General features: G+C 42.1%; 14 protein-coding genes. 8 read left to right on the top strand and 6 right to left on the bottom strand.

Annotated elements, in window-relative coordinates; all coding sequences use genetic code 11:
• The gene (locus tag H6F42_RS09340; protein WP_190399079.1) at positions 1 to 357 is read right to left on the bottom strand and encodes a hypothetical protein; all 357 of its coding nucleotides are present in this window, start codon (positions 355 to 357) and stop codon (positions 1 to 3) included.
• A gap of 56 nt (positions 358 to 413) precedes the next feature.
• On the bottom strand, positions 414 to 563 hold the full coding sequence (locus H6F42_RS09335) for a hypothetical protein (RefSeq protein WP_190399078.1): 150 nt from the start codon (positions 561 to 563) through the stop codon (positions 414 to 416).
• A 166-nt stretch (positions 564 to 729) separates the two neighbouring features.
• On the opposite strand from H6F42_RS09335, the gene H6F42_RS09330 reads away from it, so the two are divergent.
• The 7 genes from H6F42_RS09330 to H6F42_RS09300 all read left to right on the top strand — a co-directional run bounded on the left by H6F42_RS09330 (position 730) and on the right by H6F42_RS09300 (position 7,132).
• Positions 730 to 4,206 carry an NACHT domain-containing protein gene (locus tag H6F42_RS09330; RefSeq protein ID WP_190399077.1) on the top strand — a complete coding sequence of 1,159 codons (3,477 nt, stop codon included), beginning with the start codon at positions 730 to 732 and terminating at the stop codon, positions 4,204 to 4,206.
• A gap of 12 nt (positions 4,207 to 4,218) precedes the next feature.
• Positions 4,219 to 4,452: a type II toxin-antitoxin system VapB family antitoxin gene (gene vapB, locus H6F42_RS09325; protein ID WP_190399076.1), complete on the top strand. Its 234-nt coding sequence runs from the start codon at positions 4,219 to 4,221 to the stop codon at positions 4,450 to 4,452.
• The gene (locus H6F42_RS09320) at positions 4,449 to 4,853 is read left to right on the top strand and encodes a type II toxin-antitoxin system VapC family toxin (RefSeq protein WP_190399075.1); all 405 of its coding nucleotides are present in this window, start codon (positions 4,449 to 4,451) and stop codon (positions 4,851 to 4,853) included. Before vapB ends, H6F42_RS09320 begins: the two co-directional genes overlap by 4 nt.
• A gap of 21 nt (positions 4,854 to 4,874) precedes the next feature.
• Complete coding sequence (locus H6F42_RS09315) at positions 4,875 to 5,177, top strand: hypothetical protein (RefSeq protein WP_190399074.1); 303 nt, start codon at positions 4,875 to 4,877, stop codon at positions 5,175 to 5,177.
• On the top strand, positions 5,167 to 5,604 hold the full coding sequence (locus tag H6F42_RS09310) for an HNH endonuclease signature motif containing protein (RefSeq protein WP_190399073.1): 438 nt from the start codon (positions 5,167 to 5,169) through the stop codon (positions 5,602 to 5,604). Before H6F42_RS09315 ends, H6F42_RS09310 begins: the two co-directional genes overlap by 11 nt.
• 10 nt (positions 5,605 to 5,614) lie before the next feature.
• Entirely contained in the window at positions 5,615 to 5,824 is a 210-nt protein-coding gene (locus H6F42_RS09305; protein ID WP_190399072.1) for a type II toxin-antitoxin system HicB family antitoxin, read from the top strand.
• A 105-nt stretch (positions 5,825 to 5,929) separates the two neighbouring features.
• Positions 5,930 to 7,132 (top strand): phosphoglycerate kinase, encoded by a 1,203-nt coding sequence (locus H6F42_RS09300; RefSeq protein WP_190399071.1) that lies wholly within the window; start codon positions 5,930 to 5,932, stop codon positions 7,130 to 7,132.
• A gap of 36 nt (positions 7,133 to 7,168) precedes the next feature.
• Here the strand turns inward: H6F42_RS09300 and H6F42_RS09295 are convergent, their stop codons facing one another.
• Both H6F42_RS09295 and H6F42_RS09290 read right to left on the bottom strand, forming a co-directional pair.
• The gene (locus tag H6F42_RS09295; RefSeq protein WP_242018386.1) at positions 7,169 to 8,026 is read right to left on the bottom strand and encodes a COP23 domain-containing protein; all 858 of its coding nucleotides are present in this window, start codon (positions 8,024 to 8,026) and stop codon (positions 7,169 to 7,171) included.
• A gap of 149 nt (positions 8,027 to 8,175) precedes the next feature.
• Positions 8,176 to 9,018, bottom strand: a complete 843-nt coding sequence (locus H6F42_RS09290; RefSeq protein ID WP_190399070.1) for a fumarylacetoacetate hydrolase family protein — start codon at positions 9,016 to 9,018, stop codon at positions 8,176 to 8,178.
• Positions 9,019 to 9,340: 322 nt separating this feature from the next.
• Between H6F42_RS09290 and H6F42_RS09285 the strand changes: the two genes are divergently transcribed.
• The gene (locus H6F42_RS09285) at positions 9,341 to 10,573 is read left to right on the top strand and encodes a dicarboxylate/amino acid:cation symporter (RefSeq protein WP_190399069.1); all 1,233 of its coding nucleotides are present in this window, start codon (positions 9,341 to 9,343) and stop codon (positions 10,571 to 10,573) included.
• Between the two features lie 80 nt (positions 10,574 to 10,653).
• On the opposite strand, the gene H6F42_RS09280 is transcribed toward H6F42_RS09285, so the two are convergent.
• Both H6F42_RS09280 and H6F42_RS09275 read right to left on the bottom strand, forming a co-directional pair.
• Positions 10,654 to 11,988, bottom strand: a complete 1,335-nt coding sequence (locus H6F42_RS09280; protein ID WP_190399068.1) for a PrsW family glutamic-type intramembrane protease — start codon at positions 11,986 to 11,988, stop codon at positions 10,654 to 10,656.
• Positions 11,989 to 12,006: 18 nt separating this feature from the next.
• Entirely contained in the window at positions 12,007 to 13,704 is a 1,698-nt protein-coding gene (locus H6F42_RS09275; protein WP_190399067.1) for a DUF4189 domain-containing protein, read from the bottom strand.
• Positions 13,705 to 13,790: the final 86 nt, after the last annotated feature.

Genomic DNA, 13,790 nt, shown 5'->3' with positions numbered 1-13,790 from the left:
TTATTTTCTGGCTTTGCGTTTGCTGTCGAAGTTCCAATAGGTGGTGAGGATTTGCAGGGTTTGCAGGTCTTGTAAACAGATGACTTGCAAGCCTCTAAGGGTGTCGGTGAATTTGGCGTAGGGACTGGTTTTGAGTTGGCGATCGCTTAATGTGTAAATGATCGCGCCATGCCGATCACTGCGTTGTTGTCCGTAGGCGATCGCCACGCGGATCATGTCGTTGCTGATAGCGCGTTGTTGTTGGCGGCGTTGGAGGTGGTTGAGGTCTTTGGGTTTGCGGATGGGGGTAAGGGAGATCGCTTGATCGAGGAGTTCGTCGGTTGCGGCGATTTGTTGGATTTGTTTGTGGGTGTTCATAATCTGTAACGATGTTGGCGGCTGAAGGGATGTTGGTTTGGTGTAGGGGCGTTTCCCTATGCTGTCCAAGGAATTTCTAGTTGTTGGCAGTTGATTGTTCTTGTAGATTTGGGGCGAGGTAGGCGATGGCGCGATCGCTTGGTTTTGCATTGTTCGATTGGGATTGGCTCGAAATTTGGTAGGTAGCTAATTTGAAATGTTTGCATGATCTTTTTTCGTAATCTCTATGCAGTTCATATTGCTGTATCCCCCCCTGTGTGTACATCACAGAAAAAGTATAGTTAACTAGAAAAATTTTTCCAGTTGGCGATTATTTGAATATGTAGTTAGACTAGGTATAGTTTGTGTCTACACCATTTCCTAGTCAAAGCAATGACTGCACCAGAATATTGGGATGAGTTTCTTGAGAATATAGCTACAAGGCTTAGGATAAATGGACAGCCCAAAAATATCTTTGTGACAAGATTTGCATGGAAAAATTGTAATATTTCAAACAAAAAATTTCTTGAATGGCTTGAATCTAATGAAATAAAAGTCTTACATCCCGATATTTATCGTCTCAGTCTTGAAAATTACAACAAATGTATTGGACAAGCCTATGATATTTTTGAGAATGACAAAGAGAATGGTTGTCTTGAACTTGTTAATCAGGGAAATAGAAAAAGAAATTTTTTGCTCGAATGGTTAAAGGATCAATATGGGCAATGGTTTGAAGAACAGAAATCGAAATTCGCTGATAGTTCTATACATCAACAGACTAACCGTAATTGGTATGAAGTTTGTTGTAACAAGTTAGACCATTGGAAAAAGCGGAATATCGATCTGGTTATAGGGGATAATCGTCTAGATTTTGACAATATTGATCGAACTTTTGTACCTTTGGGCTTTTTGGAAAAGGTACAAAAGGAAAATTCGCAATCTAAAAATGCTGATCAATCAGGTAAGGAGCAAGCTGAGGGGTATGAGATTACTCAAAAATATGAACGCCAACAGGATTTTCTTGATGTAATTATTCATGGTGACTTGTCAGAGAGCATCTCTAAGAAACAGGTGCAAAGATTAGCAGTTATTGGTGAAACAGGATCGGGAAAAACTACTCTTTTATTGCAAATTGGCTATGAATTGCTCAAACAGCCTAACAATCTTGTAATTTGGATTTCTTTAAAAGAAGTAAGAGACAAGCAAAAATCTATCTGGGATTATATTTTAGAAGAATGGCTTAAAGGTTCTGATATTGACAGAAATGAATGGAAACAGGAATTTGATAACAAGCTTAAAGATGGCTATGTTTGGCTGTTGTTAGATGGTCTTGAAGATATTTCTGATAGAGCGTATAGCGTTATCGGTCAGTTTGATGATTGGCTAAGCAAATCTAAAATAGCTTTAACTTGTCGTAAAAATCGATGGGATTCAGACAAGGCAGATTTTGCAAGTTTTGACTATGGTATTTATGAGTGTATTGGCTATAATTCTGAGCAGCCCAGTAATTTTATAGATGCTTGGTTTGGTGATGATTCAGAATCTGCAAACGGTCTCAAGTTAGAAATTCAACAAGCTACTAGACATCGCATTAACGATCTAATTAAATATCCACTTCATCTATCATTGCTTTGTTCAATTTATGAAAAATCCGAATCAAACTTTGCTTTGGCTGCAACTAAGGCAGAATTATTCGATCAATTTATTAAAAAACAGTACAAGCGGAAGATTACAAAAGATCGATTTGATGTGGATTTAGTTAAGTCTTTAGGGGAACTGGCAATAAAAGCAATAGATACTCAAAGTCCATTAACAGATTGTGAAGTGAGAGAAAAGTTGAGTGAAAGGCTTGAAAAGGCTCTCGAACTTGGATGGCTAAAACCAATAGATGAATATGAGCAAGTTTATGATTTCCTTCATGACTCATTTAAGGAATATTTTGCAGCTTTAGAAATACCTAATTGGAAATTTTTCTTGCCTGATTCATTAGATAACTTTAAAGGTAATGACTATCCAGTTTTTGATATAAGATGGCGTGAAGTAATCTTATTTTGGTTTGGGCGAAAAGGTTTTGAGAAAGATAAAGAGGATTTTATTGAGGCGTTGATTAATTTTGAAGATGGATGCTGTGACTCCTCTATAGTAAATGGCAAAAGCTTTTATGGATATCGAGCTTATTTTCTTGCTGCAAGTTGCTTGTCAGAATTTAAAAACTGTAGTAAGGATGAGTTAATTACTAAGCGAATTATTGAATGGGGATTTGGATGTTTGAATGAAGAGAACGAAATATCTATACCCTTACCATCAATTAATGAAAGTGCAATAAATATCCTGCCCTATACAAATCTATTTTTAGCTACGAAATATTTGTGCGAAATTTTAAGTAATCCTAAAGATGAAAAATCAAGACTCTATTTGGCAGCAAGAAACTTAGTAAAAATTTCCATTGATTCTGAGAGTAAAGATATTGCTGTAAATACACTCATTGATTTAATCAAAGATCCTAATGATAAAGATACTCGTAATAAAATTTTATTAAATTTAAATAAATTTATTGTTGATTCTAAGAGTAAGGAGATTGCTATAAAAGTATTATCTCAAATAATCAAAGATGCTAATGACGAGGATATTATCCTCTTCTCAGCATCCACTAGTTTAGGGATTATTGCTACTGATTTGGAATATAAAGAAATTGCTATCAATAAACTTATTGACTTAATGGAATCTACTACTGACGATAATTTAATCTGTATATCAGCATACAGCTTGTGTAACATTACGACAGATTGCCAAAACAAAGAAATTGCTGTAAATAAGCTTATTCAATTACTTGAAAACCATTCTACTAACAATGATACTATCTGTCGTGCAGTATATTTTTTAACAAAGATCGTTACTAACTTTAATTATAAGAACTTAGCTGTAAAATCATTAATTCGTATAATTGAAGATTCTTCTACAGATATCGATGCTTTGAGTCATGCAGTAAAATTATTAGAGGGAATCGATAATGACTTTGATGCTAGAAGTTTAATCATAAACAGACTTAATTGTTTAATTAATGATCCCAATACTGATGAAGAAACACGCAACAAATCACTAATTAGATTATTGGTAATTCCTAATAATATCAATGATGATAACGAAGAGAAAATGGGGGTGATTGATGTAATGATTTCTTCTAAGTCTCAAAATATGCGGATAGTTGCAGCAAGGAACTTACCCGAAATCCTTAAAGATGGTGAATTACAACCTTGGTTATCTTTAGTAGTTAATTTAAGAAATTACTTGTATAAGTCTTTGAGAAATCAAGAAAATCTTTTGGAGTCTTATGCCTACTATGAATCTATTTTTTATTGCGCCCAAAATATGAGTTATCCAGAGTTTTATGAAGCATGGCATTCTTCAAATAGATCAAACAATTCTAAATTTGTAAACACACATACAATTCAAACTTTAGAGAGTCAATTTATAGATTGTGATGCAATCCAAAAAGCACTCGGCAATACTGACCATCCCGAAATACGCTGTTTAGTCGTCGATGTCCGCTATCTCGAACAAGAAAGCGATCCTAACGTAATTGCAGAAGAAATAGCCATCAAAATCTTTGACTCGTTAGGGCGCGAGATTCCAGAAATTAATCGAGTCTCCAACCTGAAACGCGAACTAATTAACCTCAAGCGAGTTCTTGGTTTCGAGAAATTAGCGATCGCCCTTTATGCCAAAAATGCTAATGAGGCGATCGATCAACTCTGCCAAAGCCTAACAGAGTCTATCCAAATACGCCCATTCATAGGAGAAAAAAGCACCCAACAACTCACAAATGAAGTCAAAGCTTGGCTTAGAAGAATTAACTTAGAATACCACTAGGAGAACAAACCCATGAACACCGCCAAACTCAGAATGCAAGGCAACGAACAACTAGCCATACTACCAGACGGCTTTCAACTAGTCGGCGAAGAAGTCTATATCAAAAAAGTTGGTAATACGATTATTCTCATACCAAAAAACAATCCTTGGCAAACCCTCTGGAATAGCCTCGACCTCTTCTCAGATGACTTCATGGAAACCAGAGAACAACCTCCACTACAAGAAAGAGAGGATCTATTCTCATGAAATATATGCTCGACACCAATACTTGCATTTACATCATTAAACGCAAGCCCAAAGACGTTTTAGAAAAATTTCAAACCATCGCCCCCTTTGATATCGGCATCTCATCCATCACCGTAGCCGAACTAGAATATGGAGCCGCCAAAAGTCAATTTCCCGATCGAAATCGCGCCGCCCTTAACCAATTCCTAATCCCATTAGAAATTGTCCAGTTTGACGAACAAGCCGCAACTATTTATGGAGATATCCGCGCCACCCTAGAGCGATCGGGCAAAATTATCGGCGCAATGGACTTGCTCATAGCGGCTCATGCTCTGAGTTTAAACCTAACCCTAGTCACCAACAACACCAAAGAATTTAATCGAGTTCAAGATCTAGCACTTGAAAATTGGGTGACATCATAAATGTAAGACAGGAGAAATAAAATGAATACTTCCACAATTGCCCCAATTACCACATTACCCAAAAATCTCCCCCTTGATGGCGCGATCGCTATAACCCTACAAGACGGAGTAATGATCTTTCGCGCTTCGCAAAATATCCAAGAACGTATCGAGAATCTACTCGACAAACGCGAAGAAACCCCACTCACTGAAATAGAAGAACAAGAACTAGACGACTTTGCCGCGATCGATGACTATCTCAGTTTTGTAAATCGGATGATTCGCAATAACTTCCTACTCGAAAACATCGCCAAAACTCAGCCAGAAATCCAACATGGCGCGTAACTTCATCGAAACCACCAAAGCTCAAGTTCGCGATCGCGCAAACGGACTATGCGAATACTGCCATGCTGTGGAAAAATGGCAATTCGTTCAATTTACCATTGATCATGTCCTGCCTAAATCTCAAGGCGGCACAGATAATATCGATAACCTTGCCCTTGCTTGCTTCCATTGCAATCGCCAGAAGTACACAAAAAATACTGCGATCGATCCCGAAACAAAAATAGAAACTCCTCTATTTAATCCGCGTAGCGATCGCTGGCAAGATCATTTTGTCTGGTCTAACGATAAACTGCAATTATTAGGCACTACACCAACAGGACGCGCCACTGTGAATGCTTTAGACTGTAATCGCGATCGCCTAATTAGCATTCGGATTGCAGATATAGCCGTTAACCGACATCCGCCAATTGACGATCCGATTGAGTAGAAAAATAACCATGAAAGACTATCACATCAATATCTTCTACAGCGAAGAAGATGAAGCCTATATTGCCGATATCCCTGACTTAAAATATTGCTCAGCGATCGCCAACACACCACAGCAAGCACTCAATGAAGTAATTCTTGCTAAAACCGCATGGTTAGAAGCCGCAAAAGCAGAAAATAAGACAATTCCAAATCGCGCTGCAAGACTAAGTAATATTTAACAGTAAGTATTTTTACTCACTCTTGTTTGGATGGGGACATATTTTGTGTAAAATTATTAAGACTTTGTAAAAAAGCAACTTAATATACTAAAAACTTAAATTTTTATGGCAAAAAAGAATCTAGCAAGCTTGACATCGGCTGACTTAGCAGGCAAAAAGGTATTAGTCAGAGTCGATTTCAACGTTCCTCAAGACGAAACTGGCAAAATCACCGACGATACTCGTATTCGCGCAGCTCTGCCAACTATTAAATACCTAACTGAAGCTGGCGCTCGTGTAATTCTCACCAGCCACTTCGGCAGACCTAAAGGCGTTACCGAAAGCCTTCGCCTCAATCCTGTTGCCGTACGTTTGTCCGAGTTGCTTGGTCAGCCTGTAGTTAAGACCGATGATTGTATCGGCGATGCAGTGGCTGCTCAAGTCAATGCCCTTAACAATGGCGATGTCGCTTTGCTAGAAAACGTTCGTTTCTATCCTGAAGAAGAAAAGAACGATCCAGAATTTGCGAAAAAATTAGCATCCTTGGCTGATATCTATGTAAATGATGCTTTTGGTACTGCTCACCGCGCCCATGCTTCGACTGAAGGCGTAACCAAGTACATCAGCACCTCCGTTGCTGGTTTCTTGCTCGATAAGGAATTGCAATACCTCAGTGGCGCGATCGACAATCCTCAACGTCCTCTCGCCGCGATCGTTGGTGGTTCCAAAGTTTCCAGCAAGATCGGCGTTATCGAAACCTTGCTCGATAAGGTTGATGTGTTATTGCTTGGCGGCGGTATGATCTTCACCTTCTACAAGGCTCGTGGCTTGAGTGTTGGTAAGTCCCTCGTTGAAGAAGATAAGCTAGACCTAGCTCGCGCTCTCGAAAAGAAAGCCGCAGAACGTGGCGTAAAGTTCTTGCTTCCTACCGATGTGGTAGTTGCTGATAACTTTAAGCCTGACGCTAACTCGCAAACCGTCAGCATTAACGATATTCCCGATGGTTGGATGGGCTTAGATATTGGTCCTGACTCCATCAAGGTATTCCAAGATGCGCTTGCAGATTGCAAATCCGCCATTTGGAATGGTCCTATGGGTGTCTTTGAATTTGATAAGTTTGCAGTCGGTACTGAGGCGATCGCCCATACCCTCGCTGACTTGACTGGCAAAGGCGCAATCACGATCATCGGTGGAGGTGACTCCGTAGCCGCAGTTGAGAAGGTTGGCGTTGCTGAAAAGATGAGCCACATCTCCACTGGTGGTGGTGCAAGCTTAGAATTGCTCGAAGGCAAAATTCTCCCCGGTATCGCTGCTTTGAATGAAGCGTAAGAAATAAAAAAGGGTCGCTTAGCGACCCTTTTTTATTTAACGAAAATTATCAGGATTGAGTCTTCTGCCGCCCGTGAAATTACTAGTTCCCAAGCTGGCTCCAGTACCGCCATCGCTAGGATCGAGATAGGGCTTTAAGTACAGGTTGCCACCACGAATATTAGATGTAGGGGTAGGACGGTTAGTTGATAAGACTGAGCCGAGGACACCATTGATGCTGGAGAGATCAATACCACCTAAACCGAGGTTGCCAGTGATGCTGTTTAAAGTGCGATCGCGTCCGTTACCTTGATAAGTATTCACAGCCGTGGTTGTTTGACCACTATCCGCAGTGGTGAGATTTCCAAAGACCTTATCGCGAGTGGCGATCGGATCCTGACCATTGGGAACTGTTAGCACAATCCGACAAGCAGAATTTTTATCCGTAGTTGCACAGATAACGTTATAGCCATTTTCAGTACTGGTTCGCATTTCTACTAAACCATCGGGACGATATAGCTCTAGACGACGGCTGATTTCATTGCAACGACGCTCAGGCGACCAGCCATCACCCATCGTACTGGGAGCCGCCCAAGGGAAATATTTTTGAGGTTGGCTCTTGGGTTGATAGACGACGATATATTGACCTTCGCGCACTTGGCAGCTAAATCTAGCATTTTTGTTGTCCGTCGGATTCGCGGCTTTGTCGTTGGGATTATCTGAAGGAATTCTTTGAGGGTTGGTCGAACTAGGACTAGTTTCGACAGGGATAATTTGCGCGAAGCTAGGGCTTGCCAAAAGGCTCAGCGATAAAGGCAGGCTGATCGCGATCGCCATTTTGCGCTGAAGTTTAATTGAGGAGGGAGTGGAGTAATTCATAGGACGAATATCTGGTGTGTGAGGATATTGGGGCATATTCAAGCATCGCCAAGCAAAAGAAAACACTTAGCTTTGCAAATCCCCCCACCTATTTTGAGATTTGGCTTAAGAGTTGACTTCTACAGTGCTGTAGACCTAGTCAGTAGCCTGATTAATAGTCTAGCCAGTAATTAATGACAATGTTTTTAATGAATAAGTTCCTGATCGCTATCTTCAATATCCGCCGCATCAAGCTCCTCGATCGCTGGTAAAGCCGCCCTCAGAATAACCGTATTTTGCAATTTGCCTATGCCCTCAATGCCAACACATACGCGATCGCCTTCCTGCATTGGACCCACACCTTCAGGCGTACCCGTGAGAATAATATCCCCCGGTAATAACGTCATGATCTGGCTGATGTAGGAAACAAGATAATCGGGTGAAAAAACCATTTCATCGATCGCGGCTGATTGTAATGGTTTCTTCACATCATTCATAAAGGTTTGAAGCATCGCAGAGGGGCTAATCTCGCGCACAATCCAAGGGCCCAAAGGACAGAAAGTATCAAAACCCTTGCCACGAGTCCATTGACTATCACTCCGTTGAATATCCCTAGCCGTAACATCGTTGGCGATCGTGTAGCCCCAAATTGCGGCGATCGCTTTCTTGGGGGTGAGGTTAAAACATTTTGTCCCAATTACTAAAGCTAATTCACCTTCATATTCCACCCGTTTTGATTGAGGAGGTAGGGCAATCTCTGCTTCAGGCGCAATAATTGTGGTGGTCGGCTTTAAAAATAAGATCGGTTCTTTGGGAACCTCTCCTCCCATTTCGACAGCATGAGCCGAATAGTTTTTACCTACAGCAACGATTTTGCTTGGCTCACAGGGTGCTAAAAGCTGATAGGTATCGGGTGCAAGTAGCTCACCATTTGGTTCCCCTCCCAGCCAAGGCGCTCCACTAAGCAACTTTACAGATTGATTCAACTCCAAAAGCCCATAAGAAACTTTGTCTTGGGAGTCTTTTACGCGAACATAACGATCCGCCATAGCATCTTTTTTTCGTATCTAAAATTAGGATTATTGAGGGGAAAATCTAGCAGACTAGATTATATAGCAATCGCCATCATAAACCTATAAACCCAATAGATGAAGGTTGACGCGAAGCGTCAACCTTCATCTATTGGGTTGCCACTCCCTTTCCACTCAAGGATTCAGGACTTCTATAAGGGTTTTCATTTTGCCTACGGCAAAATGAAAACCCTTATAGGCTATGAGGTTCATCTTGGACTTTCTTTGGTTACCTACTAAGCTAGCTTCAATTAGGGTGGCAGTGAGTTTTTATGGCATTTTTACCTTAACAAATTGGAATATGAATCTATCCACGTTTATCCTACTTTCCCTTGGCGCTGGCGTTGTCTTTGGAACCCTCCTAAATACAACTTTCCCCGAAAACATCGACTTAATTAATCAAAATCTGTTAGTTCCCATAGGAGATTCCTTTTTAAGATTAATTCAATTTGTGGTAGTTCCCATTGTATTTTCTTCGTTGATTATGGGACTAACCAGAATTCAAGGTGCAGGGCAGGTCGGGCGATTTACCGTCAAGTTAATGACCAGTTATGTAGTTACTAGCTCGATCGCCCTTGGTGTGGGTATGGGAACGGCCTACTTTTTACAACCGGGGAATGGAGTAACAGGCTTTACGATCGCGGAATCCATTAATATTACCGAAGCACCTTCTCTCATATCTTGGTTGGTAAGTTTAATTCCCACTAATCCCTTAGAGGCTCTCAGTACAGGCAACTTATTACAGATTATCTTCTCAGCCGTGTTATTAGGGATTGGCACTCAACTTGCTGCGGATAAAGCTAAGCCCTTTGTGGAATTTGTCGAGAGTGTCTATCACATTGGCGAGAAAACGCTTTCTGTAATTCTCTATGCTGCGCCTTTAGGGGTGTTCGCCCTCATGAGTTCCACGATCGCGACGCAAGGATTGGAACTAGTTGCCAAATTATTTCTCTATGTTTTGGGATTGGTGATTGCTTCTTCAATTATGTTGATGATTGACGTAGTGATTCTATTTCTTCTCAAAGCTAATCCTGCAAAGTTGCTGAAAGATTTGTCCGAGGCGATCGCCTTAGCCTTTGGGACAGCAAGCTCTAATGCAGCCTTGCCTGTGGTCTTGCAAAATATCCAAGAGAACTATGGATTACGTGAAGAGATTGCTAGTTTTGCGATTCCTTTGGGAACTGCTCTAAAGCGGGATGGAGCCGCCATTCTCCAAGGATTTAATGCTCTATTTGTCGTGCAAATTTATCAAGTGCCTGTGACTCCTTCGCTATTATTGGCGATCGCCCTAAGTAGTTTGCTAGTTTCCTTTAGTACCCCCGGAGTCCCCGGAGCCGCCTTAATTACGATGGCAACGGTGCTTTCAGCTTCGGGATTGCCGCTAGAGGCGATCGCCTTAGTTGCAGGTATTGATCGGATCACCGATGGCTTAAAAACAGTGGTAAATATTATTGGTAATAGCACCAATGCAATTATTCTCGATCGCTGGGAAGCAGAAAAGATCCCTGAAGTAGAACAGGTAATTGTCAGCTAAGATATACAGCGATTTGGGCTAAAAAAGCCAAGATATTTTTGAAAGTGTTGCGAAGCAACACTTTCAAAAATATCTTGGCTTTATTGTCTTAATGAGAAACTACGGGCTTTGAGAATGGCGGCTACTAGGAAGACGTAGGAAAGTCCACCCACTAAGGCTAGTAAGCCATAGCTGACTAAGGCACTGGTATTCCAGAGGGCATGGAGCAAAGCAGAACTCAGGTAACCAATGACCAAAATTTGCCAACGGAGGGAAGGCTTGAGAATACTTAGCCCGATGAAATAGCCAAAGTAGCCACTATAAGCCATGTGTCCTGCAACGGAGCCGAGGACGCGAGGAATTAATAATTGCAATCCTGTGAGTTCCGCAATTTCAGGGCTTCCTGCTTGACTGGCTACACTTTGGACAATGCTTGGTACATATAATCCCAAAGTTTCTGTCAAAGTAAACCCGATCGCAGAGGCAGCCCCAATTAAGATGCCATCTAGAGGTTCACTAATGCCCACATGCGATCGCCATTTCTTTCCCAAGCGCAAACCGATGAACCAGAGCGTAAATACGGGCAGAGCCTTGAGCAATTCTTCCATTAAGCCCGCCCCAAAAAACATGGCGATCAAAACGCTGATAAAGTTTACCTGTCCCGTGGGGGCTGTTCCCGGTAAGACCTTGTAAAAGAACCAGAGAAAAATATTTAAAATGGGACTGCGAAGGATGGCGACAGTGAACAGCGCTGCCCCTAAAATAATCCACCAAGGTTTAGTTTTGCCGCAAAGCTGATAGACAAAGTAATAGGCGGCAAGGCTGATATAGAGAGAGATAGTCAAATTGAAGAGTTGCGGCTGTCCTAAAAAAGCGAACATCATCACCACAAAACCCACGGTGGCGACTCCGGGGAGAAGATAGGCTTGTTTCCATATCTCACTCCCTGTGGAGAAAATGGGTAATAACTTGGTGAAGGTGATGCTGGTGATTTGCGATCGCGGTCGGAGATTGTAATCAGTTTCTAGGTTATTTTCTAGATTGGTTTTAGGACTGGCGGCTAGCTCAAAGACAAAAAGTGGTCCATTGGGACTAAGGCGAATGCGATCGCCATGCTTCAGGGGATGGCAACCAGAGAGCATTTGACCATTGAGCAAAGTGCCATTAGCGCTGTCGAGATCACAAATTTCCCACCCTTTCAAGGTTTGCTTGATCAATTTATGTCCTTTCGTATTTGCAAAGATCGGACGAATTTCGGCATGGCGGCGGGATACAGCACCATAGCTATTAATGTTGATCGCTACTTCACAACTAGGATCGCGCCCTAAAGTAATCGAGCGATCACCCAAGGTTGCCACGATTTCGGCTTCGTAATTGTTTGGAGAATCGGGAAAAATTTGTTTAAGAAAAGCTGTCTGGATAAGGCGATCGTACATAGGGCATATTTTGAAGGATTATTGACGGAAAGGTAAGCAAATTGTGCGACTAATTTCACAGTCAATTCCTTGATATTGACGACAGACCTGTTTTGCCATGTTTTCAGCCGCCGCCATATCGGTTGACCAGCCTGAACCTGCGGCTCCATTGGAACCTTCGGCAATAGACATACAAGCATTATTTGCCCAGATGAGAACTTGGCAATCTTCGGCATTGCCAGAGTTTTCGCATTCACTTAAGGCTCTTGTTTCTGCGGCTTTGCGAGTTGAATAATTCCATGAATAGCCTTTAGATTGAGTGGAGGGAGAACGAGCGATCGCCCCAAAGCTAGGATTGCCGCTGACGGGGGGAGTTGTGGGAATTGCTGTAGGCGTAGGAATAGCGGTGGGTGTAGGTGAAGCAGTGGGAGGTAAGGTGGCGATCTCCTTAGAAGGTTCAGGACTGGGGGGATCTTGAGGGGTTGGACTTTCAGCAATAGGAGTTGGTTCAGGAGTGTCGCTATTTGAGGATTCTGGTTTGGCAGTATTAGAGATATTACTCGAACTTTTATCTTGTCGATTATTTAAGAAGTTAGGTAAAATCATCGCTGTGGCGATCGCTGCCGTAATGGAAGTAAAGCCAATTAAAGCAATCCATAATACGGGACGCAGGTTCGGTGCAGCAGGTGGGGCGGAAATTGTGGGATGAGGAATAGTGGCGGGAGTTTGGGGTGTCGTATTTGCGGGGCTAGTATTCGCAGGGGTAGGTGTGATAGGGGTATTATTTTGAGAATTGGTGATGACGGTAGGAGCGATTCCTGCGCTTAGGTCGCCGCCTAGAGATGGATAGCTAATCGCTTCCGTAGGAGCAATATTTACTGTAGGAATAGTGCCTAGATTAACATTAGTAGTAGCGAGAGATTGCAGCGCATGGAAAGCTTCGTTTGCTGATTTATAGCGCTGATTGAAGTGGTAAAACACCATATTTTGTAAGATATCGGCAAAGGCGGCACTCACCTGTGCGCGATCGCGCCAGATAATTTCCCCCGTAGTTGCATCCTCTTGCAAGCTATCAGGAGCGATGCCCGTCAGGGCTTGGATACCAATCATTCCCACTGCATAGACATCACTGCTTAAGCGTGGTTTTCCCCTTGCTTGCTCGCTCGGCATATAACCAGGAGAACCAATGCTGACCGTGACGTTAGTATTGCCTTGGGGATCGGTTCCTAGGGTACTGATATCTTTGACGGCTCCGAAGTCGATGAGAACAATCTTGCCATCATGGCGGCGGCGCATCAAATTGCCTAATTTGATATCACGATGAATGACGTTATTTTGGTGAACAAAGGCGAGAACTTCGAGGATTTCTAATAAAAGATTGATGGTGGCGTTTTCAGAAAGGCAGTGACCGATAGGAATTTCTTCAGCTAAGCTATGCCCGTCCACAAATTCTTCTACTAAATAGAATTCGCCACTTTCTTCAAAGTGCGCGAATAATTTGGGAATCTGAGGGTGGGCGCTTCCTAATTTGTAGAGATATTCAGCTTCGCGTTCAAATAGGCTTTTGGCGATCGGCAAAACATTCGGACTCTTATCTTTCGGTTTAAGTTGCTTGACCACACAGGGAGGATGGCTAGGTAAATCTGTATCTTGAGCCAAGTAGGTATCTCCAAATCCCCCACTTCCTAGAACTTGGATGATTTTGTAGCGATTCCTTAATGTTCTGCCTACTAACATAATTTACCTCCCAAGAGTAATAATTATAGCGGTTTTCATTTTACCTACAGCAAAATTAACCATAAAAAATTTTTGGGGTTTAGGTT

Source organism: Pseudanabaena sp. FACHB-1998, assembly GCF_014696355.1.
Taxonomy (GTDB): Bacteria; Cyanobacteriota; Cyanobacteriia; order Pseudanabaenales; family Pseudanabaenaceae; genus Pseudanabaena.
Note: the sequence above shows the minus strand (reverse complement) of the source record. Positions and strands in the feature narration are given on the sequence as shown.